Here is a 22925-nt window from a genome sequence, read left to right as displayed (position 1 = left end):
TTGCAAGATGCTCGAAAACCGCAACACCATCCTCGCCGTCATCCTGTCCGGCCTCGTGCTGATCGCCTGGCAATATTTCTACAACATCCCGCAGATGGAGAAGCAGCGCGCCGCGCAGCAGGCCCAGTCCGAGCTGCAGAAGAATGCCGCTCCGGCGAAACCGAACCAGCCGAGTAGCACCGCGACTCCGACCAGCACGCCGCCGCAAGCAGGGGCCGCGCCGGCACCGGCGAACACGCCGGTCGTCTCCAACGCGCCGGTGGTCGACCGCGACACCGCGCTTGCGGCCACGCCGCGCGTCAAGATCGAAACGCCGAGCGTGGTCGGGAGCATCTCGCTGAAGGGCGCACGCATCGACGACCTGTCGCTGGTGAAGTTCCGCGAAACCGTCGACGCCAATTCGCCGCCGATCGTGTTGTACTCGCCGTCCGGCAGCGCTGAACCGTACTACGCCGAATTCGGCTGGGTGGGCGCTACCGGCTCGACCGTCCGCCTGCCCGACCAGAACACCGTGTGGCAGCAGGAGAACTCCGGCGCGCTCACGCCGTCCTCGCCGGTGGTGCTGAAATATGACAATGGCGAGGGCCTCGTCTTTCGCCGCACCATTTCGGTCGACGACCGCTACCTCTTCACCGTCAAGGACGAGGTCACCAATACCGGCAACGCACCGGTGACGCTCTACCCTTACGCGCTGATCTCGCGGCACGGCACGCCGCAGGTCTCGGGCTATTACATCCTGCATGAAGGCCTGATCGGCTATCTCGGCGACAAGGGCCTGCAGCAATACACCTACAAGAAAATCGACGAGGCGAAGAACGTCAACTTCAATGTCACCAACGGCTGGCTCGGCATCACCGACAAATACTGGGCCTCGGCGCTGTTGCCCGACACCAACGCGCGTTTGAAGGCGCGCTATTCGTCGAACCTTGTCGGCAACATCCGAACCTACCAGACCGACTATCTGGAAGATCCGCAGACGATCGCGATCGGCGGCACCGGCAGCGTCAACGCGCGGCTGTTTGCCGGCGCCAAGGAAGCGAAGCTCGTCGGCCTCAATTTCCCGATCTGGGGATTTGGCGGCTACAACCGCGAGCTCGCGCTGAATCATTTCGACCTGATGATCGACTGGGGCTGGTTCTACTTCATCACCAAGCCGATGTTCCTGGCGCTCGACTTCTTCTATCGCCTGGTCGGCAATTTCGGCATCGCGATCCTGCTCGTCACCGTGATCGTGAAGCTCCTGTTCTTCCCGCTCGCCAACAAGTCCTACGCTTCGATGGCGAAGATGAAGTCGGTGCAGCCGCAGCTTCAGGCGCTGAAGGAGCGCTATCCCGACGACAAGGTGAAGCAGCAGCAGGAGATGATGGAGATCTACAAGAAGGAGAAGATCAATCCGATCGCCGGCTGTCTTCCCGTCGCGATCCAGATCCCGGTGTTCTTCTCGCTCTACAAGGTCTTGTTCGTCACCATCGAAATGCGGCATGCGCCGTTCTACGGCTGGATCAAGGACCTCTCGTCGCCCGACCCGACCAATGTGTTCACCCTGTTCGGGCTGTTGCACTACGACCCGACGCAGCTCCCGGTGTTCGGCCACTACCTCGCGCTCGGCATCTGGCCGCTCATCATGGGCGTCACGATGTGGGTCCAGATGAAGCTCAATCCGACACCGCCGGATCCGACGCAGCAGATCATCTTCAGCTGGATGCCCGTCATCTTCACCTTCATGCTCGCGCGCTTCCCGGCCGGCCTCGTCATCTACTGGGCCTGGAACAACACGTTGTCGGTGGTGCAGCAGAGCTTCATCATGCGCCGTAACGGCGTGAAGGTGGAGCTGTTGGACAATCTCAAATCCACCTTCATGTGGAAGAAGGCCGAGTCGAAGACCTGACCGATCACTGAATGCTCTCTCATTCGTCATGGCCGGGCTCGTCCCGGCCATCCACGTCTTCGCTCTCGGCGAAATCGTAAGACGTGGATGCCCGGCATAAGGCCGGGCATGACGAAGACTGGAAATCTTCGCATGACCACCGACCCAGATGCGAAGCTGATCGAGGCGGGGCGGAAGCTGTTCGCGGGCGACTGGCAGTTCGTCTTCGCCTCGCCCTCGATCGAGACGCTGCCCCCGATGGCGGGGCTCGAGGTCGCCTTTGCCGGCCGCTCCAATGTCGGCAAATCCTCCCTCATCAATGCGCTGACCGGCCGCAACAATCTGGCACGGACCTCGCACACGCCGGGCCGCACCCAGGAACTGATCTTCTTCGCCGGCCCCGAAAGAGCGGGACTGCGCCTCGTCGACATGCCGGGCTATGGCTATGCCGCTGCCCCGAAGGCGCAGGTCGCGTCGTGGACAGCGCTGATCCACAAGTTCCTGCTGGGCCGCGCCTCGCTTGGGCGGGTCTATGTGCTGATCGACGCGCGGCACGGGCTGAAGGACGTCGATCTCGATATCCTGAGGACGCTCGACAAGTCCGCGGTCAGTTACCAGGTTGTGCTGACCAAGGCCGATCAGGTGAAGGCCGCTGAACTGGAAGCCTGCCGCGGCAAAACGGAGGCGGCGCTTGCAAAGCATCCCGCCGCCTTCCCCGAGGTGCTCGCGACCTCCTCGCGCACGGGCGCCGGCATGGCCGAATTGCGCGCTGCGGTCGCGAAGCTGCTCGAGGAACGGCGCTGATGGCGAAGGTCTATCGCACCCTCGTCGCACTCGCCGGCCTGATGGGCGCGGCCGGCGTCGCCCTGGCGGCAGGCGCCGCCCATCTGCCCGACGCCACGCGGCTCGCTGCGGCGTCGTCAATGCTGCTGTTTCATGCCTGTGCGGTGCTGGGAGCGGTCGCGATGGCCGAGCGCGGCATCCTCCATGGACGGATCGGTCCAGTCGCCTGCTTCGGCTTCGTCATTGCGGCAAGCCTGTTCGCCACCGACCTGGCAATGCGGCAATTTGCCGGACGAAGCCTTTTCCCTTTCGCCGCGCCGACCGGCGGCACGCTTCTGATCGTAAGCTGGCTCGTGCTCGCGCTTGCGGCGGCTTGGCCAAGGAAGGCATAGGAAAGGCGTGACGCCGGGTGCGACAATCCGGCGACGAAACAGGCGCTTTGCGCCGCACGCCGCAATCGGATAGAAACCGGCCAATCCGCCGAACAAGAGATCAGCCCAATGACCGAAATCTCTCCGCTCGATCAGGCCCGCATCCTGTCCGAGGCGCTGCCGCACATGCAGCAGTATGACGAGGAAACCATCGTCATCAAATATGGCGGCCATGCCATGGGGGCGGAGGACACCGCAAGGGCGTTTGCGCGCGACATCGTGCTGTTGGAGCAGACCGCGATCAACCCGGTGGTCGTGCATGGCGGCGGACCACAGATCGCCTCCATGCTGAAGCGCCTCGGGATCCATTCGGAATTCGCAGGGGGGCTTCGCATCACCGACGCCGCCACCATCGAAATCGTCGAGATGGTGCTGGCCGGTTCGGTCAACAAGCAGATCGTCGGCTACATCAACGAGGCCGGTGGCAAGGCGGTCGGCCTCTCCGGCAAGGACGGCAACATGGTGAAGGCGTCGAAGACGACGCGGACTATGGTCGATCCCGGTTCGAACATCGAGAAAGCCATCGATCTCGGCTTCGTCGGCGACCCCGAAAAGGTCGACCTTACGCTACTCAATCAGCTCATCGGCTACGAGCTGATCCCGGTGCTGGCGCCGCTTGCCACTTCGCAAGGCGGCCAGACATTGAACATCAACGCCGACACTTTTGCCGGCGCGATTGCCGGCGCGCTGAAGGCCAGGCGCCTGCTGCTGCTCACCGACGTGCCGGGCGTGCTCGACAAGTCGAAGAAGCTGATCCCGGAATTGTCGATCAAGGATGCGCGCAAGCTGATCGCCGACGGCACCATTTCCGGCGGCATGATCCCGAAGGTCGAGACCTGCATCTACGCGCTGGAGCAGGGCGTGCAGGGCGTCGTCATCATCGACGGCAAAATGCAGCATGCGGTCTTGCTGGAATTGTTCACGAATCAGGGCACCGGCACGCTGATCCACAAGTGACGCGAGAAATGGCGACGCAGGAAAGGGCCATCGTGGCCGGATACATTCCGGCCATCAAGGCCACTTCTGATCGCCACAGGCGCCGAAGCGACACGCACGCCGCCAGACCGGCGCAATGGTCCAACCTGACACGCGTCCTGCTGGCGCTGCCGGCCGCAGCGATCTCCTTCCTGCTCTCCTCGGAGCCGGCGGTCGCCGACCTGAAGATCTGCAACCGCATGAGCTATGTGGTCGAGGCCGCGATCGGCATCGACGACAAGGCTGCGACCGCCACGCGCGGCTGGTTCCGCATCGATCCCGCAACCTGCCGCGTGGTGGTGCAGGGCACGCTGAATGCCGACCGCATACTGCTCAATGCGCGTGCGCTGCCGGTCTATGGCGCTTCGCCGATCCCGCAGAACGGCAGCGATACGCTCTGCGTCGCGCAAGGCAATTTCGTCATCGCCGCGGCGCGCCAGTGCCGCGCCGGGCAGACGCAGGCCCCCTTCACCCAGATCACGCCGACCCAGGCCGATGACGGCAATCTCGTCGCCTATCTGGCCGAGGCCAGCGAATATGACGACGAGCAGGCGCGGCTCGCCGGCATCCAGCGGCTGCTTGTCATCGGCGGCTACGATGCGGCGCCGATCGATGGCGTCGACGGACCAAAGACCCAAACGGCGCTTGACGCGTTCCTCAAGAGCCATGGGCTGACGCGCGACGTGCTGCAGTCGCCGACCTTCTTTGCGACCATGATCGACGCGGTGCAGTCACCGTCCGCGACGGGGCTGACCTGGTGCAACGACACGCCGCACAAGATCATGGCAGCGGTCGCGACCGCCGACGGCAAGTCGGTCGTGAGCCGCGGCTGGTACGGGATCGAGCCCGGCAAATGCTTGCATCCTGACGTGACCGGCCAGCCGAAACAGGTGTTCAGCTTCGCGGAAGCCGTCGATGCCGAGAACCGCACCATCAAGATCAAGGATAAGGCCTTGAGTTGGGGCGGCAGCACCTCGCTTTGCACCCGCGAGAGCAAGTTCGAGACCAATGAGCAGGGCGACTGCGCGAACCGTGGCTTCGCCGCGACCGGCTTTGCCGCGGTTGATCTGTCGACCGGCGGCAAGACGCTGCGCTTTGCGATGCCGTGATGACGCAAACTCAACCGTCACCACCCACGAAGGCAGTGCCGCAGTGTACCGAATCGCCCGGTCTTTTGTTTGAAAGACGCGCTTCGCGCTTTTGCCGGGCGATGACAGCGAGAAGACAACGATGAAATCACCACGCACCTTTGCCCATGTCGAGACCTGGGTGTTCGATCTCGACAACACGCTGTATCCGCATCACGTCAATCTGTGGCAGCAGGTCGACGCGCGGATCAGCGAGTTCGTCTCGGCCTGGCTGAAAATCTCGCCCGAGGAAGCGCGGATCATTCAGAAAGACTATTACCGCCGCTACGGCACCACCATGCGCGGCATGATGACCGAGCACGGCGTCTCCGCCGACGACTACCTCGCTTACGTCCACAAGATCGACCACGCGCCGCTTGAGCCCAATCCACAGATGGGCGCGGCGATCAAAAAGCTGCCGGGCCGCAAGCTGATCCTGACCAACGGCTCGGTCGACCACGTCGACGCCGTGCTCTCCCGCCTCGGCCTGGGCGGACATTTCGACGGCATCTTCGACATCATCGCCGCCGATCTCGAGCCGAAGCCGTCGCCGCAGACCTATCAGAAGTTCCTGGCGCTGCACGCGGTCGATCCGACGCGCGCGGCGATGTTCGAGGACCTCGCGCGCAACCTCGTGGTGCCGCATCGGCTCGGGATGACCACGGTGCTGGTGGTGCCTGACGGCACGAAGGAAGTGGTGCGCGAAGACTGGGAGCTGGAAGGTCGCGACGCCGCCCATGTCGACTATGTCACGGATGATCTGACCGGGTTTTTGCAGGGGCTGCGAGTCTGAAGAATCGTAGGGTGGGCAAAGCGAAGCGTGCCCACCGTTTTGCCTCATCGATAAGCGGTGGGCACGGCGCAAGAGCGCCTTTGCCCACCCTACGAATCCGGCACCACCTTCTTTGCGACCACAACGTCCTGTGGTTATGGGTCCCCGCCTTCGCGGGGACGACAGCGGAGTGTAACGAGGGTTGACTCCTGCCGCTCAAATCCCGAAAAGCCTCCCCTACCGCTAAATCAGCGTTTTCCAAGGAATCCCGATGTCCGCGAACCAGCTCGAAACCACCATCAACAACGCCTTCGAGGCGCGCGACGGCATCTCGACCTCGACCCGGGGCGAGGTCCGCGACGCCGTCGACCATGCGCTAGAGCTGATGGATAAGGGCCAAGCCCGCGTCGCCGAGCGCGAGGCGAGCGGCAAATGGAACGTGCATCAGTGGCTGAAGAAGGCGGTGCTGTTGTCGTTCCGCCTCAACGACATGACCACGATTGCGGGCGGCCCGGGCAACGCCACCTGGTGGGACAAGGTGCCGTCGAAATTCGAGGGCTGGGGCGAGAACCGTTTTCGCGATGCCGGTTTTCGCGCGGTGCCGGGCGCGATCGTGCGCCGCTCGGCCTTCATTGCGAAGAACGTCGTGCTAATGCCATCTTTCGTCAACGTCGGCGCCTATGTCGATGAGGGCACCATGGTCGACACCTGGTCGACCGTCGGCTCCTGCGCCCAGGTTGGCAAGCGCGTACACATTTCTGGTGGCGTCGGCATCGGCGGCGTGCTGGAGCCCTTGCAGGCCGAGCCCGTCATCGTCGAGGACGATTGCTTCATCGGCGCGCGCAGCGAGGTCGCCGAGGGCGTGATCGTGCGCAAGGGCGCGGTGCTGGCGATGGGAACGTTCCTGAGCGCCTCGACCAAGATCATCGACCGCGAGACCGGCGAAGTCTTTGTCGGTGAGGTACCGGAATATGCGGTCGTGGTGCCGGGGACGCGGCCGGCAAAGCCGCTGAAGAACGGCGAGCCGGGTCCTGCGACCGCCTGTGCTGTCATCGTCAAGCGCGTCGACGAGCGCACCCGTTCGAAAACCAGCATCAACGAGCTGCTGCGGGATTGACCGAAGCTAACCCCGGTTCAAAGCGACCAAATCTCGGGGCCGTGGACCGACCGCGGTCCGGAGGTCGCGATGGATTGGGCCTGGTTTCTGTTCGGCTTTCGGGGGCGCATCAACCGCGCCAAATACTGGCTGTCGGGGCTGGTCCTGGTCGGCTGGATGATCTTCGTCATTTGGATGATCTATCTCTGCCTGCAGCTCATGGCCAACGGCTACCTGCCCATACCCAGGAAAATCCATTTCGGCACGAATGCGATCTTCGCCCTGTTCGACCCCGCCTCGTTTCATGCGCTGTCACGAGCCGATGTCATCCCGATCCTCATCAACGTGGTCGGAATGCCCGTCTTCCTGTGGATCTACCTCGCCACCTCCATCAAGCGGCTGCATGACCGCGACAGGAGCGGCTGGTGGATGATCCCGTTCTTCGCCGTGCCTGGCCTCTACCAGCAGTTCGAGGCCCGGTTGCCCGACTCCTATTTTCTGCTGCCGGTCGCGCTCGCTGTGTTCGCGCTGATGATTTGGGGCTTTATCGAGCTCTATTGTCTGAAAGGAAGTGCATCGATCAACCAGTTCGGCTCGAACCCGCTGGGCAAGCAGCAGATGAGACGGCGCAGCACGCAAACAAGGCTGCGCGCGACCACCGCTTGGGACCAGACGAGCGAAATCGAACTCACACCCCACAGAGCTAGCCCGCCGCCCTCCATGCATGTTAAGCGGGAGGCATGAATGATGCACTCGCTATTGCCCAAGCCCTCATCCGCTGCCCGTCTGTAACACCCGTCGATGCCGGCGCGCTCGGCGTGCTCGAAGACCTGCTCAAAGCCCACGGCTTTACGACGCATCGCGTCACCTTCAGCGAAGCCGGCACCCATGACATCGACAATCTCTATGCGCGCCTTGGCGCCGCGGCGCCGCATATCACCTTTGCCGGCCACACCGACGTGGTGCCGCCGGGCGACGAAGCGGCGTGGAGCCATGGCGCGTTCTCCGGCGAGGTGAAGGACGGTTACCTCTATGGCCGCGGCGCGGTCGACATGAAGGGCGGCATCGCCTGCAGCGTCGCCGCCGTGCTGCAATATCTCGCCGACAACGGCGGCAAGCCGCGAGCAGACGGCAAAGGCTCGATTTCGTTCCTGATCACAGGTGACGAGGAAGCCGCCTCCATCAACGGCACGGTGAAGCTCTTGAAATGGGTCGCCGACCGCGGCGAGACATTCGATCATTGCGTGCTGGGCGAGCCCTCCAACCAGCAGGTGATGGGCGATTGCATCAAGATCGGCCGCCGCGGCTCGCAATCCGGCACGCTGATCGTCGACGGCCTTCAAGGCCATGTCGCCTATCCGCAGCGCGCATCAAACCCCGTGCCGGATATTGCGCGCCTGATTGTGGCGATCAGCGACGAGCCGCTCGATCACGGCAGCGCGCAGTTCCAGCCGTCCAACCTCGAATTCGTCTCGGTCGATGTCGGCAACAGCGCCCTCAACGTCATTCCAGGACAAGCGCGCGCGACCTTCAACATCCGCTACAACGATCTGCACACACAGGCGAGCTTGCGCGAGCTGGTCGAGACGCGCCTTGCGAATGCCTGTGGCAATCGCATCAAGGCGCGCATCGTGTGGGAGCCGTCGAACTCGAACGTGTTCCTGACCAAGCCCGGCGCCTTTACCGATCTCGCAGTGTCAGCGATCGAGGACGTCACCGGACGCAGGCCCGAGCTTTCGACCACCGGCGGCACCTCCGACGCGCGCTTCATCGCGAGCTATTGCCCGGTGATCGAGTTCGGCCTGCTCGGCCAGACCATGCACCAGATCGACGAGCGCGCATCGGTGAAGGACATCGAGACGCTGACGAAGGTCTATCGCGGGATATTGGACCGGTATTTTGGGTGACATGCCCGGCGCCCAAACGCCAAAAATTATCACCGCGCCGTGTAGGATCGCCACCGCCTCGTTCGTCGATGGATTGAGGCTGCATCACAAACTCCTGAGGACCATCCATGTCAACGAACCTGCCGGCTGAGCCGGCCAAACTCGTGATCCGCTGCTTTTCCGTGTCGGCCGACGGTTACGGCGCAGGCTCCAACCAGGACATCAACAATCCGATCGGTGTCGGCGGGATGGCATTGCACGAATGGGTTTTCCCGACGCGTACGTTTCAGAAGACGCACCTCGGCAAGGACGACGGCACGACCGGGCCGGACGATGATTTTGCCGCCCACGGATATGAGAACATCGGCGCCTGGATTTTGGGCCGCAACATGTTCGGGCCGGTGCGCGGGTCGTGGCCGGACGATAGCTGGAAAGGCTGGTGGGGCGATGAGCCGCCCTATCACTGCCCGGTGTTCGTGTTGACGCACCACCCCCGGCCGCCGATCGAGATGAAAGGCGGCACGGTTTTCCACTTTGTGACCGATGGTATCGAGGCGGCGTTGCAGCGCGCCCGACAGGCCGCTGGCGGCACGGATGTCCGGTTGGGCGGCGGCGTCGCGACAGTGAGGCAATATCTGCGCGCACGCCTGGTCGACGAGCTCCACATCGCGATTGCGCCGACCCTGCTGGGATCGGGCGAGAACCTTTTCACCGATCTCGATCTCGTAAGCCTCGGCTACAAGCACACCGAGCATGTGGCAACCGCAAACGCCACGCACCTCGTGCTGCGCAAGTCGTCCTAGTAATCCACCTTCACCAGATACAGCCCTTCCGGCGGCGCGACGGGGCCGCAAGCGGCGCGGTTGCGCGCGGCGAGCGCGGCGGCGAGATCGTCCTCGCTCCAGCGGCCCTCGCCGACCCAGACCAGCGATCCCACCATCGAGCGCACCTGGCTGTGCAGGAACGAGCGCGCCGAGGTGACGATGCGGATGGCGTCGCCGTCGCGGATCACATCGAGCTGGTCGAGCGTCTTTTCCGGCGATTTCGCCTGGCACTCGGTGTCGCGAAAGGTCGTGAAATCGTGCTTACCGATCAGGCGCTGTGCGGCCGCATGCATCGCGTCCGCATCGAGCCGCCGTGGCACACGCCACACCCGACCGACGTCGAGCGCAAGGTTCGCGCGGGTGTTGGCGATGCGATAGAGGTAATGCCGCTTCACGGCCGAGAACCGCGCCTCGAATGTTTCCGGCACGATCTCCGCCGATTTGACCGTGACCGGTGCCGGGCGCAGATGCGCATTCATGGCGTCGCGCAAGCGCCCCGGCGTGAAATGCTTGCCAATGTCGCAATGGGCGACCTGCCCCAGCGCATGCACACCGGCATCGGTGCGGCCCGCGCCATGCACGCGCACCTCCTCGCCGCAGGTCGCCTTGACAGCGGCTTCCAGTGCGCCCTGCACGGTCGGATGGTCCGCCTGGAGCTGCCAGCCAGCAAACGGCGCGCCGTCATATTCGATGGTGAGCTTGTAGCGGGGCATTTTTACTCGGTGTCATCGTCCGCGAAAGCGGACGATCCAGCACTCCGTGATGTCTCGTTTCACTCTCATGGGCCGCGGCGTACTGGATACCCCGCTTTCGCGGGGTATGACAGTGTCAGGAGAACTTGGCCCCCGCCTTCAGGGGCGCGCCGCGCAGGAATTCTGTCGCCTTCATCGGCGCCTTGCCGGCGCGCTGCAACTCAATGATGCGGATCGCACCCTCGCCACACGCGATGGTGAGCTGATCGTCGAGCACACGGCCCGACTCGCCCGATCCTTTTGCCAGCTCGCAACGCAGGATCTTCACGCGTGCGGCCTCGCCGCCATCGACGATCTCGCTCCAGGCTCCGGGAAACGGCGAAAGCCCGTGGATATGACGCAGCACGTCACGCCCAGGCTTGCTCCAATCGATCCGCGCCTCGGCTTTCTCGATCTTGGCGGCATAGGTGACGCCCTGCTCGCTCTGCTTGACGAGCTGCAGCGCGCCGCGTTCCAGCGCGGCCATCGCCCGCACCATCAGGTCGGCGCCAAGGCGCGCGAGCCTGTCGTGCAGGTCGGAAGCGGTCATCGCATCCGTGATTGGGAGCCGCTCGGCCATCGCGATATCGCCGGTGTCGAGACCGACATCCATCTTCATCACCATGACGCCGCTCTCGGCATCGCCCGCGATGATCGCGCGGTTGATGGGAGCTGCGCCGCGCCAGCGCGGCAGCAGCGAGGCATGCAGATTGAAGCAGCCGAGCTTTGGCGCATCGAGAATGGCCTGCGGCAGGATCATGCCATAGGCGACCACGACCGCGGCGTCCGCGTCATGCGCGCGGAACTCTTCCAGCGCCTCCGGCGTCTTCAGCGTCTTTGGCGTCAGCACGGGGATGCCGAGCCGCCTCGCCTCGATCTCCACGGGAGTGGCCTGCAGCTTCATGCCGCGCCCGCCGGGCTTCGGCGCGCGGGTATAGACCGCCACGATCTCGTGGCCGTGGGCAACGAGCTCGAGCAGCGTCGGCACGGAAAATTCAGGCGTGCCCATGAAGATCAGGCGAAGGGGCATTTGCGTGCGTGCCTCTAGGCGTATTGTTGCTGCTCGTCATGCCCGGCCTTGTGCCGGGCATCAACGTCTTTCTTGATGGCCGCCAAGACATGGATGGCCGGGACAAGCCCGGCCATGACGACGGAGGGAAAGCTGCGCTATTCCTCCGCGCGCTTGGCCGCCTTGGAAAACTTCTTGTTCACGCGGTCGCGCTTCAGCTTCGACAAATAGTCGATGAACAGCACACCGTTCAGATGATCGATCTCGTGCTGGATGCAGGTGGCGTAGAGGCCCTCGGCATCCTCTTCGTGCAGCTTGCCGTCGAGATCGAGGAAGCGCACCCGCACCTTCGCCGGCCGCTCGACTTCCTCATAATACTCGGGGATCGAGAGACAGCCCTCCTCATAGACCGACTTTTCCTCGGAAGCCGAAATGATCTCGGGATTGATGAACACCCGCGGCTGCGGCGTGGTCTCGCCATTCTCGCTCTTCTTGGCGAGGTCCATGGTGATCAGCCGCACCGGCTGCGCGACCTGGATCGCGGCCAGCCCAATGCCCGGCGCGTCGTACATGGTCTCGAACATGTCGTCGGCCAGCTTGCGGATCTCCGGCGTCACCTTCTCGATTCTGTTCGAGACGAGCCGCAACTGCTTGTCCGGCAGGATGATGATTTCTCGTAAGGCCATATGTTCCAGTGTCCCGGGGGCGATTTAAGGCGCTGACAAAGCTCGGTCAATGCGAGGGGATGCGCATTAACCGCGCGCTAACCATAAAAATTAGCACTCCATTAACCATAAAAATTCACCCCCGATTAACCATAAATGTTCCCTCTTCGTTCGCGCAAGCCAGCGAATCGGATACAGAGGACGGCATGAACGCGATTCTTTTCATGATCGGCGACTGGCCGGTCCACATCACCGACGTCGCGATCGGCTTTGCCGCCGCGACGCTGCTCCTGCTGTTGACCATCACCATCGTGGTGGCGCGGTCGGGCAAGCGCGAGGCCGAGCATGAGATGACGCAGGCGGCGCGCGCCGACGAGCTGGAGCAGCGCCTCAACGAGATGATGCGGGCGCAGGCGGAAGCTTCCGGCCGGGTCGATGCCATGGCCCAGGCGCTCGCCGGACGGCAGGCCGACATGGCACGCGCGGTCAACGAGCGGCTCGATTCGGTCAGCCATCGCGTCGGCCAGTCGATGGAAGCGACCACGCGCCACACCATGGACAGCCTCCGCATGCTGCATGAGCGGCTCGGCATCATCGACAGCGCGCACAAGAACCTCACCGACCTCACCACCCAGGTCACGACCTTGCGCGACGTGCTCGCCAACAAGCAGGCACGTGGCGCATTCGGCCAGGCGCGGATGGAGGCGATCGTGCAGGACGGCCTGCCGTCCGGCGCCTACGAGTTCCAGTATACGTTGTCGACCGGCAAGCGGCCGGACTGCGTGGTGTTCCTTCCCGATCAGCGCCCGCTCTGCATCGACGCGAAATTTCCGCTGGAGGCGATGACCGCGCTGCATGATGCGCGCACCGATGAGGAGAAGAAATTCGCCTGCCAGCGGCTGCGCAGCGACGTGATGAAGCATGTCAGCGACATCGCCGAGAAATATCTGATCCCCGGCGAGACCCAGGACACCGCGCTGATGTTCGTGCCGTCGGAATCGGTCTACGCCGAGATCCATGACAGTTTCGACGACGTGGTGCAGAAGGCCTATCGCGCCCGCGTGGTGCTGGTGTCACCGTCGTTGTTGATGCTGGCGATCCAGGTGATGCAGCAGATCTTGAAGGATGCGCGCATCCGCGATGCCGCCGACCAGATTCGCAATGAGGTGATGCATCTGGGGGACGACCTCACCCGCTTGCGCGACCGCGTGCTGAAGCTGCAAAAGCACTTTGGCGACGTCAACGAGGACGTCCGCCAGATCCTGATCTCCGCCGACAAGATCGAGAAGCGCGCCGGCCGCATCGAGGAGCTGGATTTCTCCAAGGACCCGCCCCCCGAGCCGCCCCGCCTCGTCAAGAGCGCTACGGCCGAGCTGTTCCCCGTCCGCAAGTTGCAGGCGGGGGAGTGAGGTTCCTCTCACCTCGCCCCCGCCTGCGGGGAGAGGGAGGAGAGGCAGCGGCGCCAGAATCTGCTAACACCGCGGCATGAGCGCACCCGAAGCCATCGCCGAATCATCACCCGAGCCTACCGCAACGCGCGCCTCCTGGCGCGACGGCCTGATGGTCTATCTGCAACGGCGCGTGCTCGTGGTGCTGATGCTGGGATTTTCGGGAGGTCTTCCATTCTCGCTGACGGGCCAGACCTTGCAGGCCTGGATCACCGAAAGCGGCGTCGACATCAAGACCATCGGCCTGTTCGCCTTCGTCGGCACCCCCTACTGGACCAAGGTGTTCTGGTCGCCGGCTGTCGACGCGCTCGACATTCCGCTCCTGACAAGGTGGCTTGGTCGCCGCCGCGCCTGGCTCGTGCTGACGCAGTTACTGCTGATGGTGGCGATCGCGATATTGGCGTCCTGCAACCCGCAATCGTCGCCGATCGCGGTGGCGATCGCAGCACTCCTGGTCACCACCGCCTCCGCCACCCAGGACATCATCATCGACGCCTTCCGTGTCGAGAGCCTGCCGGAAAGCGAGCAGGCCGCCGGCATGGCCTCCTACGTCGCGGCCTACCGCGTCGCGGCGCTGGTCTCGGGCGCCGGCGCGTTGCTGCTCGTCTCCGGCTTCGTCAATTTCGGCTTCGACCAGCAGCGCGCCTATAGCTTGACCTATGTCGTGATGGGGCTTGGAATCGTGGTCGGCCTCCTGGCATCGCTGCTCGCCGTCGAGCCCGCATCATCCGGCCGCGCCAGCGCCGAGCATACGGGTGCCCGCGGACGGCGCATGGCCGAGGTGGCGCTCGCCAGCCTGAATGACTTCCTGTCCCGCGATGCCGCGATCGCCATCCTGCTGTTCGTCGTCCTGTTCAAGCTCGCTGATGCGCTCGCGACCGCCATGAACACGACGTTCGCGCTGAAGATCGGCTTCTCGCGCGTCGAGCTTGCAGCCATCCTCAAAGGCGTCGGCTTTGCCGCGGCGCTGCTCGGCGGATTTGCCGGCGGCTTCGTCGCCCGCACGTTCAGTTTAAGCAAGAGCCTGTGGATCGGCGGCATCCTGCAGACCATCGCGATCCTCGCCTTCTCCTGGCAGGCGCTGGTCGGCCGCGACCTGGCGTGGCTGACCTTCACGATCACCGCAGAGCAGTTCACCGCCGGCCTCGGCACGGTGACGCTGGTCGCCTATCTTTCGGCGCTGTGCGGCAATCCCCTGCACACCGCGACGCAGTATGCGCTGTTGACCGCACTGACCGCACTCGGACGCACCGTGTTCGCGGCGGGCAGCGGTTATCTCGCCGACGCGACCGGATGGGCCGGCTATTTCGCGGTATGTGCGGCTTCCGCTGTTCCGAGCTTTATCCTGCTCGCCTATCTGCAGCGCAGCGGACATTTTGAGCAGCTTGAGGTGCGGAAGCCCTAGCTAGCTCCGCTGTCATCACCCGCGAAAGCGGGTGATCCAGTTCGCAGGGAAGGAGCAATTGGCTCAACGCTTCGTCACCATGCTCCATCTGGTGACGACGGCTTCGGTCATCTGGCCAGCATCCTGCGCGCAGGAAATCTCGCCGACCTTGACCGAGACCTCCTTGCCGACCATTGCTTTGAGCTGCGCGACCTGCGCGTCGCTGGTGGTGACGAGCTGGAACGTCTCCGGCCCCGTCTCCAGGTTGCACAGACCGTTTGGCGCGGGAAGGCGACGCGGTTCGCTGGTGATTTGGTAGGTCGCGACCCGCTTGCCCTTGTTCCCGCTCTTGACGCGCATCGCCGTCAGTTCTCCCGACAGCACGTCGCCGGCATGGATCGGCTTGCCCGGCTTGCTCGCAGGCTCCTCTCCTTGCGCGAACGCGGGCGGGCTTGCGAGCGCCGTCACGATCAACGCACAAGCCCAGCGCCTGGCGAATCGGGATTTCGTCATGTCGGTGGTCCCGTAGTTTTACTGGCTAGAAAAGCGTTCGCTGCCGCATCGCTGCAGATAGCGTACCTTCATCGAGATAATCAAGCTCGCCACCGACCGGGACGCCATGAGCGAGCCGAGTCACCTTGACATTGGCGTCCTGCAACAAATCGGTGATGTAGTGCGCTGTGGTTTGCCCATCCACGGTTGCATTCAGCGCCAGGATGATCTCGGAAACTTGCGGATCATGCGCGCGCTTGACCAGCGCGTCGATAGTCAGATCCTGCGGGCCGACGCCGTCGAGCGGCGACAATGTGGCGCCGAGCACATGATACCGGCCATTGGTGGCGTTGGCCCGCTCCAACGCCCAGAGGTCGGCGACATCGGCGACGATAACGATGATCGAACCATCGCGGCGCGGATCGGTGCAGACCGTACAGGGATTTTGCGTATCGATATTGCCGCAGGTCTTGCAGACCTGGATTTTGTCGATCGCAACCTGCAGCGCCGCCGAGAGCGGCGTCATCAGCGCTTCGCGCTTCTTGATGAGATGCAGCGCGGCGCGGCGCGCCGAGCGTGGGCCGAGCCCCGGCAGGCGTGCCAAAAGCTGGATCAGGCGTTCGATTTCAGGACCGGCGACCGCGGGCATCTCAAGAACCAGGCAGCAGTCCCGGCGGCAGGCCGAGCCCGCCGGCAAGCGACTGCATCTTCTCCTGCATCGCAGTTTCCGCCTTGCGGCGCGCATCGGCAAGCGCGCTGACGAGAAGGTCCTCGACGATCTCGCGCTCCTCCGGCTTCATCAGGGAGGCATCGATCTTCACCGCCTTCACTTCCATCTTCGCGGTCATGCGCACGGAGACGAGGCCGCCACCGGAAAGGCCCTCGACCTCGACCTGGCCGAGCTCCTCCTGCATCGCCTGCATCTTCGATTGCAGTTGCGCCGCCTGCTTCATCATGCCGAGAAAATCGGGCATCGCTGCTTCCCCTGGAAACACCTAGAAATCGTCGCCGGAATCGTCGAACGGCTCGTCGCCGCCGTCATCGATCAGACCCGCAGCGTCAGCATCGGATTCCGGCGGCTCGGCGGCGAGCTTGCGCACCTCCACCAGCCTGGCGCCGGGAAAGCGCGCGAGCACTTCCATCACGCGCGGATCGGCCTCGGCGGCGCGCTCGCGCTCGTTTTTCGCCACGAGATGCTGCTCGCGCAAGGTCGCTTGCCCCGCCTCGTTGGAGACGATCACGGTCCAGCGACGATTGGTCCATTGCTCGAGCTTGCGCGAGAGATCGTTGACAAGCGAGCGTTGGGCGTTGCGTTCCAGCGCCAGCTCCAGGCGCCCATCCTCGAAACGCACCAGCCGCACATCGGTTTCAAGCGCGGACTTGGTGAGGAGGTCACGCTTCTCGCCGGCGAGCGCGACGAGTTCCGGGAAGCTCGAAATGCGGCGCACGGGCGCGGATTGCGCCTCCGGCGCCGGCGCCGTCACCATTTGCGGCCGCGCGGAAATCTCGGGCGCAGTGCGCGGCGCAGCCGCAGCGCGGGCGGGCGCGGCGGCAACAGCCGATGTGCTCGGCGCCGGCATGCCGCGCGAAGGCGCGCTTGCCGTGGCGACCGGCGAAGCACCGCCATTCTGCTCGATCATGCGGATTGTCTCGTCGGGTGTCGGCATGTCGGCGACATAGGCGATCCGCACCAGCACCATCTCCGCGGCCGCAGCCGGGCGCGTCGCGGCCTGCACCTCGGCGATGCCCTTGAGCAGCATCTGCCACATCCGCGACAGCACCCGCATCGAGAGCTTTGCAGCGAAGTCCCGGGCACGCAGACGCTCGGTCTCGCTGAAGGCGACGTTATCGGCCGTTGCCGGCACGATCTTGACGCGGGTGACGAAATTCACGAACTCGGCGAGATCGGACAGCACCACGATGGGATCGGCGCCGACATCATATTGCTCGCGAAACTCGCGGAAAGCGCTCGCGATATCGCCGCGCACGAGCTGTTCGAACAAATCGATCACACGCGTGCGGTCGGCAAGCCCCAGCATCTGCCGGACTTCCTCGGCGCGCACGCTGCCCGCCGCGTGCGCGATCGCCTGATCGAGCAGCGAGAGCGAGTCGCGCACCGAGCCTTCGGCGGCGCGTGCGATGATGCCGAGCGCCTCCGGCTCGATCTCCACGCTTTCCTTCGCCGCGATATTCGACAGATGCCGCATCAGCACATCGGCCTCGACGCGGCGCAGGTCGAAGCGCTGGCAGCGCGACAGCACGGTGACGGGCACTTTGCGGATCTCTGTGGTCGCGAACACGAACTTGGCGTGCTCCGGCGGCTCTTCCAGCGTCTTCAGGAACGCGTTGAAAGCCGCCGTCGACAGCATGTGAACTTCGTCGATGATGTAGACCTTGTAGCGCGCGGAGGCCGGCGCATAGCGCACGCTGTCATTGATCTGGCGGACGTCGTCGACGCCGGTGTGCGAGGCGGCGTCCATCTCCAGCACATCCATGTGCCGGCTTTCCATGATCGCCTGGCAATGCACACCAAGGGTCGGCATGTGGATGGTCGGGCCCTTCACCGAGCCATCCGGCAGTTCGTAGTTCAGCGCGCGCGCCAGGATGCGCGCGGTCGTGGTCTTGCCCACCCCGCGCACGCCGGTCAGGATCCAGGCCTGTGGAATCCGTCCGGTCTCGAAGGCGTTCGACACCGTGCGCACCACGGCGTCCTGGCCAATCAAATCGCCAAAATTGGCAGGGCGGTATTTGCGCGCCAGCACGCGATAAGGCTTTGCATCGCCTGCCGCGGGCTTGGCCCCGCCGAGGTCGAAGCCGCCCTGGTCGGCGCCAACTTGCTTGTGATCAGGAGCGCCAGCGTCGGTCATCGGTCGATCCGCAATGTCAATTCTCTCGGCCGGCTTTTGCGGAAAGGAGCGAAGGGCAGGCGCGACAAGCGAGGCCAGCGCGATTCGCTCGAAAAAACAGGTAGGAGACTGACGAGCGACCCGATCCGGACCTCGTTAGGGCTGCTTCCTTCCGGACCTGACCCGGTTGGCGAGAGGCTCGTCCACCGCCAATCTCCCGGCCCCTATTTGGGGCCAAAAGCACCGGAAAGCAAGCGGGGTAATCGACTGTCATACCCCGCGAAAGCGGGGTATCCAGTAAACTCCAATCCCTCGATACTGAGCGGTCTCGGGGTACTGGATCATCCGCTTTCGCGGATGATGACGGCTTGATATGAAACCGCTCCAGTGCCCCGCAGAAGGCACAGCATGAGCCCGACACACATCGGGTTTTTGGGAACCCGATATGCCCGATTCCGCCTGGTCGCTGCACCCTCAGCTCAAGAAGGATACGATCGACATCGGCGACCTGCCGCTGGCGCGCGTGCTGGTGATCCGCGACGCCAACTACCCCTGGCTCCTTCTGGTGCCGCGCCGCCCGGAGGCGGTCGAGATCATCGATCTCGAGGAGGTCGAGCAGGCGCAGCTCATGACCGAGATTGCCCGCGTGGCACGCGCGCTCAAAGACATCACCAAATGCGACAAGCTGAATATCGCAGCGCTCGGCAACATGGTGTCGCAGCTTCATGTCCACATCATCGCGCGCCGCACAAACGACGCCGCCTGGCCGCGCCCGGTCTGGGGCGTGGCGCCGGCGGTTCCACATGACGCCGCGGAAGTACAACATTTCATCAGCGCGCTCCGCCGCAAAATCTGGTTGGGTTGAGACAAGACATGTCAGCATTCGAATCCTTTCCGCTCGGGCAGCCGGGCTTCGTCAACAATATCCTCGATCGCGCTGCGCATCTGCGCACCAAGGACGAAAAGCTGTTCGCGCTGGAAAGCGATCCCCGGACGCGCGCCTACGTCGTGCATCGCGATTCGCTCGTCGTGAGGAAGGAAGGAGACGCATCGCGCGCGCTGCTCACCATCGATGAAGCGCTGAAGTTTGGCGCCAATCCGGGCACGATCTTCTTGGGCTTGCGCGACGGCGTGGCGGTGTTCGGCATGGGAATCTCGCAACCCGCCGTCGAGAAGCTCATGAATCGCGACGACGTTGCCGTTTCCGAATTGCGCGGCATGGCGATGCAGGGCCTCGTGCCTCCGAATGAGCTCTCCGCGATCGCGATGGCCAAGTCGATGGTGAACTGGCATCAACGCCACAGCTATTGCGCCAATTGCGGCCAGCGCACCGCGATGAAGGAAGGCGGCTGGAAGCGGGAATGTCCCGGCTGCAAAGCCGAGCATTTTCCGCGCACCGATCCGGTCGTGATCATGCTGGTGACGCACGGCGACAAGTGCCTGCTCGGCCGCGCGCAGCGCTTCCTGCCCGGCATGTATTCCTGCCTTGCCGGCTTTGTCGAAGCCGCCGAAACCATCGAGGACGCGGTCCGCCGTGAGGTGTTCGAGGAAGCCGGCATCCGCTGCACGGACGTCAGCTACTACATGACGCAACCCTGGCCGTATCCGTCGTCGCTGATGATCGGCTGCGCCGCGCGCGCGCTGAACGAGGACATCGTGGTCGATCGCACGGAACTGGAGGACGCGCGCTGGTTCGATCGCGACGAGGCGCGGCTGATGATCACGAGAAAGCATCCCGATGGCCTCGCGGGTCCCCACCCCTTCGCGATTGCCCATCATCTGCTCGGCCGCTGGGTGCATGGCGGGGGGAATGGAGGCAAGTAAGCGCTTCTTCTCGCTCCCGCCCCCGCAGCGCTGAAATGCACCCGCTTTGGCGGCGCCCTTGCAGCCCCGCAACGTCTTGAAATGGAAGAGGTTTTGCGGCGAGGCGGCATCGCCTCTCTGATCCGGACATCTATTTGACGGGCTTGCCATAGAAGAATTTTCTATATATTAGGTACATCAACCTCAAATATGGAACATTCTTCTCATGACCGACGTCGCCGTTCAGCTTCACGAACCCAGCCGCCGCCTCGACGCCATCGACCGCAAGATCCTGATGGTCCTCCAGGAGGACGCCTCCCTTTCGGTAGCCGAGATCGGCGACCGGGTCGGGCTGTCCTCGACGCCGTGCTGGAAGCGCATCCAGCGCCTCGAGGCCGACGGCGTGATCCTGCGCCGGGTGGCGCTGGTGGACCAGAACAAGATCGGGCTCGGCATCTCCGTGTTTGTTTCGGTGGAGAGTTCCGATCATTCCGAAGCCTGGCTCAAGAGGTTCGCCGACGCCGTCAGCGCCATGCCCGAGGTGATGGAATTTTACCGGATGGCCGGCGACGTCGATTACATGCTCCGCGTCGTGGTCGCCGACATGCAGAGCTATGACGTCTTCTACAAGAAGCTGATCGCAACCGTGCCGCTGAAGAATGTCACCTCGCGCTTCGCCATGGAGAAGATCAAATCGGTGACCGCGCTGCCGGTGCCGGCCGTGGCGTAGGAGCGCTCGCCGTCGCCACAAACATAACTCGTCATACGCGGGCTTGACCCGCGTATCCATCCGAAAGACGAATCTCTCAAGTTGATGGATTGCCGAGTCAAGCCCGGCAATGACCACTGGCCCTCAAATCTTCTGATTGTACTCGCCGACCTCGGGATGGCCGCGCAGCACGCCGTCGACCATCTCGAACATGTCGCGCATGCGCTTCTCCGACACGGGGCTCTCGACCACGACGACGAGCTCCGGCTTGTTGGAGGACGCGCGCACCAGGCCCCAGCTTCCATCCTCAACGGTGACGCGGACGCCGTTGACGGTGACGAGATCGCGGATCGCCTGTCCCCCGATCATCTCACCCTTCTTCTGCGCCGCCTCGAAATGCTTCACCACCGCGTCGACGACATTATACTTCATCTCGTCTGCACAATGCGGCGACATGGTCGGCGACGACCAGGTCTTTGGCAGCGCGTCTTTGAGGTCGGCCATCGACTTGTTGCCGGCGCGATCGAGCATGTCGCAGACCGCGAGCGCCGACACCAGGCCGTCGTCATAGCCGCGGCCAAACGGCTTGTTGAAGAAGAAGTGACCTGACTTCTCGAAGCCCGCGAGCGCGCCGAGCTCATTGGTGCGTCGCTTCATGTAGGAATGGCCGGTCTTCCAGTAGCTCGTCTTCGCGCCCTGCTTCGACAGCACCGGATCGGTCAGGAACAGCCCGGTCGATTTCACGTCGACCACGAACTGCGCGCCCTTGTGGATCGCCGACATATCGCGCGCCAGCATCACGCCGACCTTGTCGGCAAAGATCTCCTCGCCGGTATTGTCGACGACGCCGCAGCGGTCGCCGTCGCCGTCGAAGCCGAGCCCCACGTCGGCCTTGTTGGCGAGCACTGCGTCGCGGATCGCGTGCAGCATTTCCATATCTTCGGGGTTCGGATTGTATTTCGGGAAGGTGTGGTCAAGCTCGGTATCGAGCGGGATCACCTCACATCCGATCTTTTCCAAGACCTGCGGCGCAAATGCGCCTGCGGTACCGTTGCCGCACGCTGCGACAACTTTCAGCCTGCGCCTCAGCTTCGGGCGGTTGGTGAGATCGGCGATGTAGCGCGCGGGGAAATTCTCATGAAATACGTAGGCGCCGCCGGCCTTGTTGTTGAATTCGGCGTTGAGCACGATCTCTTTCAGCCGGCTCATCTCGTCGGGACCGAAGGTGAGCGGCCGGTTGGCGCCCATCTTGACGCCGGTCCAGCCATTGTCGTTGTGCGAGGCCGTCACCATGGCGACGCAGGGCACGTCGAGATCGAACTGCGCGAAATAGGCCATCGGCGTCACCGCGAGCCCGATGTCATGCACCTTGCAGCCCGCCGCCATCAGGCCCGAAATCAGCGCATATTTGATCGAGGCCGAATAGCCGCGGAAATCATGCCCGGTGACGATCTCCTGCTTGACGCCGAGCTCGGCAATCAGAGCACCCAGCCCCATGCCGAGCGCCTGCACGCCCATCAGGTTGATTTCCTTGTTGAACAGCCAGCGCGCGTCGTATTCGCGAAAGCCCGTCGCCTTCACCATCGGCTCTGACTCGAAGGCATAGGTGTTGGGCAGGAGCGAAGGTTTCGGCTTCGGGAACATCAGGGCCTCGTCGGGAACGCGGAAAAGCTTGTCAGGCAGCCATTAGCGAATGCGCGTGGAAAGGGGAAGGCGGGAGAGAAATTGAGCGACAATCATTGTGGCAGCAAGGAGCCCATCATAGGTCCGAGTGCCACAGTTCTTTCTCATGGAAGCCAAATGGCCAACGGGGAGGGTTTCGTGAACCCTTACTGCTCCAGCACCATCTGGCCGTTGGCATATTCGAAGCGTTTCAGCTTCGACAGGAACGACAGGCCGAGCAGGTTTTCCGACAGCGCTTCATCGGGCAGCACCATGGCGTCGACGTCGCGCACCACGAGGCCACCGACATCGACCATCGCGATCCGAGTCCGCGCCGCCTTGATGGTGCCATTGGCGGTGGTGACGGTGGCGTTGTAGTCGCCGCGCGACGGGCGCAGCCCGAACCGCGCCGCCG

24 protein-coding genes and 1 other RNA gene are annotated in these 22925 nt (G+C 63.7%); 15 read left to right on the top strand and 10 right to left on the bottom strand.

The features are described 5' to 3' along the window. Positions 1-7 precede the first annotated feature (7 nt). The 10 genes from yidC to VKR55_RS20065 all read left to right on the top strand — a co-directional run bounded on the left by yidC (position 8) and on the right by VKR55_RS20065 (position 9740). Positions 8-1888 (top strand): membrane protein insertase YidC, encoded by a 1881-nt coding sequence (yidC, locus tag VKR55_RS20110; RefSeq protein WP_324405968.1) that lies wholly within the window; start codon positions 8-10, stop codon positions 1886-1888. A gap of 132 nt (positions 1889-2020) precedes the next feature. Then, complete coding sequence (gene yihA / locus VKR55_RS20105; RefSeq protein WP_324405967.1) at positions 2021-2671, top strand: ribosome biogenesis GTP-binding protein YihA/YsxC; 651 nt, start codon at positions 2021-2023, stop codon at positions 2669-2671. Continuing rightward, positions 2671-3042 carry a DUF423 domain-containing protein gene (locus VKR55_RS20100; protein WP_324405965.1) on the top strand — a complete coding sequence of 124 codons (372 nt, stop codon included), beginning with the start codon at positions 2671-2673 and terminating at the stop codon, positions 3040-3042. The genes yihA and VKR55_RS20100 overlap by 1 nt, the downstream gene beginning before the upstream one ends. A 108-nt stretch (positions 3043-3150) precedes the next feature. Beyond that, positions 3151-4038: an acetylglutamate kinase gene (gene argB, locus VKR55_RS20095; RefSeq protein WP_324405964.1), complete on the top strand. Its 888-nt coding sequence runs from the start codon at positions 3151-3153 to the stop codon at positions 4036-4038. Positions 4039-4178: 140 nt separating this feature from the next. Continuing rightward, a complete protein-coding gene (locus VKR55_RS20090) occupies positions 4179-5165 on the top strand; it encodes a DUF1036 domain-containing protein (protein WP_324406097.1) in 987 nt (328 codons plus the stop codon). Positions 5166-5286: 121 nt separating this feature from the next. Beyond that, positions 5287-5976 (top strand): pyrimidine 5'-nucleotidase, encoded by a 690-nt coding sequence (locus VKR55_RS20085; RefSeq protein ID WP_324405963.1) that lies wholly within the window; start codon positions 5287-5289, stop codon positions 5974-5976. Positions 5977-6226: 250 nt separating this feature from the next. Then, positions 6227-7072: a 2,3,4,5-tetrahydropyridine-2,6-dicarboxylate N-succinyltransferase gene (dapD, locus tag VKR55_RS20080; protein ID WP_324405961.1), complete on the top strand. Its 846-nt coding sequence runs from the start codon at positions 6227-6229 to the stop codon at positions 7070-7072. A gap of 69 nt (positions 7073-7141) precedes the next feature. Next, positions 7142-7795, top strand: a complete 654-nt coding sequence (locus tag VKR55_RS20075; protein WP_324405959.1) for a DUF805 domain-containing protein — start codon at positions 7142-7144, stop codon at positions 7793-7795. Beyond that, on the top strand, positions 7792-8958 hold the full coding sequence (gene dapE / locus VKR55_RS20070) for a succinyl-diaminopimelate desuccinylase (RefSeq protein WP_324405958.1): 1167 nt from the start codon (positions 7792-7794) through the stop codon (positions 8956-8958). The genes VKR55_RS20075 and dapE overlap by 4 nt, the downstream gene beginning before the upstream one ends. Before the next feature lie 107 nt (positions 8959-9065). Beyond that, positions 9066-9740 carry a dihydrofolate reductase family protein gene (locus VKR55_RS20065; RefSeq protein ID WP_324405956.1) on the top strand — a complete coding sequence of 225 codons (675 nt, stop codon included), beginning with the start codon at positions 9066-9068 and terminating at the stop codon, positions 9738-9740. On the opposite strand, the gene truA is transcribed toward VKR55_RS20065, so the two are convergent. The 3 genes from truA to def all read right to left on the bottom strand — a co-directional run bounded on the left by truA (position 9737) and on the right by def (position 12187). Then, positions 9737-10474, bottom strand: a complete 738-nt coding sequence (truA, locus tag VKR55_RS20060; RefSeq protein ID WP_324405954.1) for a tRNA pseudouridine(38-40) synthase TruA — start codon at positions 10472-10474, stop codon at positions 9737-9739. The genes VKR55_RS20065 and truA overlap by 4 nt on opposite strands. A gap of 115 nt (positions 10475-10589) precedes the next feature. After that, positions 10590-11522: a methionyl-tRNA formyltransferase gene (fmt, locus tag VKR55_RS20055; protein WP_324405952.1), complete on the bottom strand. Its 933-nt coding sequence runs from the start codon at positions 11520-11522 to the stop codon at positions 10590-10592. A 137-nt stretch (positions 11523-11659) separates the two neighbouring features. Further along, entirely contained in the window at positions 11660-12187 is a 528-nt protein-coding gene (def, locus tag VKR55_RS20050) for a peptide deformylase (RefSeq protein WP_324405951.1), read from the bottom strand. Positions 12188-12372: 185 nt separating this feature from the next. Here def and VKR55_RS20045 point away from each other — a divergent pair, with 185 nt between their 5' ends. Further along, entirely contained in the window at positions 12373-13575 is a 1203-nt protein-coding gene (locus VKR55_RS20045) for a DNA recombination protein RmuC (protein WP_324405949.1), read from the top strand. A gap of 76 nt (positions 13576-13651) precedes the next feature. Then, positions 13652-15019 (top strand): AmpG family muropeptide MFS transporter, encoded by a 1368-nt coding sequence (locus VKR55_RS20040; RefSeq protein ID WP_324405948.1) that lies wholly within the window; start codon positions 13652-13654, stop codon positions 15017-15019. Between the two features lie 63 nt (positions 15020-15082). On the opposite strand, the gene VKR55_RS20035 is transcribed toward VKR55_RS20040, so the two are convergent. From VKR55_RS20035 to ffs, 5 genes are all read right to left on the bottom strand, one after another. Further along, on the bottom strand, positions 15083-15511 hold the full coding sequence (locus VKR55_RS20035; protein ID WP_324405946.1) for a hypothetical protein: 429 nt from the start codon (positions 15509-15511) through the stop codon (positions 15083-15085). Positions 15512-15536: 25 nt separating this feature from the next. Then, positions 15537-16139 carry a recombination mediator RecR gene (gene recR, locus VKR55_RS20030; protein WP_324405944.1) on the bottom strand — a complete coding sequence of 201 codons (603 nt, stop codon included), beginning with the start codon at positions 16137-16139 and terminating at the stop codon, positions 15537-15539. Between the two features lies 1 nt (position 16140). Beyond that, entirely contained in the window at positions 16141-16464 is a 324-nt protein-coding gene (locus VKR55_RS20025) for a YbaB/EbfC family nucleoid-associated protein (protein ID WP_324405943.1), read from the bottom strand. A 21-nt stretch (positions 16465-16485) separates the two neighbouring features. Next, positions 16486-18357, bottom strand: coding sequence for a DNA polymerase III subunit gamma/tau (locus VKR55_RS20020; protein WP_324405942.1), 1872 nt, complete (start codon positions 18355-18357; stop codon positions 16486-16488). Positions 18358-18457: 100 nt separating this feature from the next. Beyond that, an RNA gene (ffs, locus tag VKR55_RS20015) (signal recognition particle sRNA small type) lies at positions 18458-18554 on the bottom strand. A gap of 227 nt (positions 18555-18781) precedes the next feature. Here ffs and VKR55_RS20010 point away from each other — a divergent pair. The 3 genes from VKR55_RS20010 (at position 18782) to VKR55_RS20000 (ending at position 20869) form a co-directional block, all read left to right on the top strand. Further along, the gene (locus VKR55_RS20010; protein WP_324405941.1) at positions 18782-19201 is read left to right on the top strand and encodes an HIT family protein; all 420 of its coding nucleotides are present in this window, start codon (positions 18782-18784) and stop codon (positions 19199-19201) included. An 8-nt stretch (positions 19202-19209) separates the two neighbouring features. Next, positions 19210-20160, top strand: coding sequence for an NAD(+) diphosphatase (gene nudC, locus VKR55_RS20005; RefSeq protein ID WP_324405939.1), 951 nt, complete (start codon positions 19210-19212; stop codon positions 20158-20160). A gap of 205 nt (positions 20161-20365) precedes the next feature. Then, on the top strand, positions 20366-20869 hold the full coding sequence (locus VKR55_RS20000) for an Lrp/AsnC family transcriptional regulator (RefSeq protein WP_324405937.1): 504 nt from the start codon (positions 20366-20368) through the stop codon (positions 20867-20869). Positions 20870-20992: 123 nt separating this feature from the next. On the opposite strand, the gene VKR55_RS19995 is transcribed toward VKR55_RS20000, so the two are convergent. Continuing rightward, on the bottom strand, positions 20993-22492 hold the full coding sequence (locus VKR55_RS19995) for a phosphomannomutase/phosphoglucomutase (RefSeq protein ID WP_324405935.1): 1500 nt from the start codon (positions 22490-22492) through the stop codon (positions 20993-20995). Between the two features lie 185 nt (positions 22493-22677). After that, a partial coding sequence (locus tag VKR55_RS19990; RefSeq protein ID WP_324405934.1) for a TIGR02281 family clan AA aspartic protease occupies positions 22678-22925 on the bottom strand: 248 nt, incomplete at its 5' end.

The organism is Bradyrhizobium sp., from assembly GCF_035309285.1.
Lineage (GTDB): Bacteria > Pseudomonadota > Alphaproteobacteria > Rhizobiales > Xanthobacteraceae > Bradyrhizobium.
Note: the sequence above shows the minus strand (reverse complement) of the source record. Positions and strands in the feature narration are given on the sequence as shown.